The sequence below is a fragment of the Streptomyces beijiangensis genome, assembly GCF_017315755.1.
GTDB lineage: Bacteria > Actinomycetota > Actinomycetes > Streptomycetales > Streptomycetaceae > Streptomyces > Streptomyces beijiangensis.
In genome coordinates this window covers 1-1,240 of the sequence record NZ_JAFLRJ010000563.1, presented here as the reverse complement: position 1 = coordinate 1,240, position 1,240 = coordinate 1, and the positions used below count along the sequence as shown (strand labels likewise).

The 1,240-nt window shown below is 74.6% G+C and carries 2 protein-coding genes; one reads left to right on the top strand and one right to left on the bottom strand.

The annotated features are described in order from the left end of the window. A partial coding sequence (locus J0695_RS36795) for an AfsR/SARP family transcriptional regulator (protein WP_206969108.1) occupies positions 1-650 on the bottom strand: 650 nt, incomplete at its 3' end. A 126-nt stretch (positions 651-776) separates the two neighbouring features. Here J0695_RS36795 and J0695_RS36790 point away from each other — a divergent pair. Next, positions 777-1,240: SDR family NAD(P)-dependent oxidoreductase (locus J0695_RS36790; RefSeq protein WP_206969107.1), on the top strand; the 464-nt coding region annotated here is incomplete at its 3' end.

Sequence of the window (1,240 nt, the reverse complement as noted above, 5' to 3'; positions counted from 1 at the left end):
CGCACCTCCCCGTACGAAGCCAGCGCCTCACTCTGCCGCCCCGCCAGATACAGCGCCCGTATCTGCACACCCCGCAACCGCTCCCGCAGCGGATGCAGCGCCACCACCTCGGCCAACTCCCCTGCGACGGCCGCGAATTCGCCGACCTCCAGCCGCGCCGATGCCCGCTCCTCCACCGCCGCTAGCCGCTCCTCGACCAGACGCCGCACGGCCCCCCGTACGAAGTCCTCGTCCGCGAAGTCCGCAAAGGCGGGCCCACGCCACAGCCCCAGCGCCTCGCCGAACAGCGCCGCCCGCGCGGCGGGATCGCTCTCACGCCGGGCCCGTTCCACCAGCGCCCGGAACAACTCCGCGTCCAACTCGTCCCCGGCAGCCGCGTCCACGCGCAGCCGGTAGCCGGGCGCCTGGTGCACGACCCGGTCGCGGCCGAGCGCCCGCCGGAGCTGGGAGACCTTGGCCTGCAGCGCGTTGGCGGGCCGGCCGGGCGGTGCGTCGCCCCACAGATCGTCGATGAGCCGGTCCGCGGAGACGGGCCGCCCCTCGTGCACCAGCAGATCGGCCAGCAGCGCCCTGACCTTCACTTCGGGGACCCTGACCGGCTCCCCGTCGCCGTCCCACACCGTCACCGTACCGAGCACCCCGAACCGCATGGCGTCACCGTACACACCGCTGATCGGGGGCCCGTCAGCGAACCGTCAGCCGCCCCGAAGCGCCCCCGGGCACTGTCAGTCGGGTCAGCGACACGCAAGCGGCACGCACACGGCAGGGAGCAGCACATGACCCGGTACGGAGACAGGAAAGCGGTGGTCATCGGCGGTACGGGCGGCCTCGGCCTGGCCGTCTCCAAGCGGCTCGTCGAGGGCGGCGCGAAGATCCTCCTGACCGGCCACGCACCGGCCCGCGCCGCAGCCGAACTGGGCTCCTGCGCCCAGGTGATCGGCCCCGACCCCGCAGACCCGGCGGCCGTCGCCGCCCTGGCCCTCACCGTCGAAATCGAACTCGGCCGCATCGACTACCTCTTCCTCCCCACAGGCCGCTCCACGGCCCTGGCACTGCTCCCCGCCCTCAAGGACGGCGGCGCGGTCGTCTTCACCACGTCGAGAACGCTCCCCGCCCTGCGCGCCCTCGCAGCCGAACTCGCCGCACACGGGGCCCGCGGCATCCGCGTCAACGCCGTCGCCCCGGACTGCCCCGGCGCGGGCCGCCGCTTCGGTCCTGGCCGCGCCGGGGCAGTCCGGGG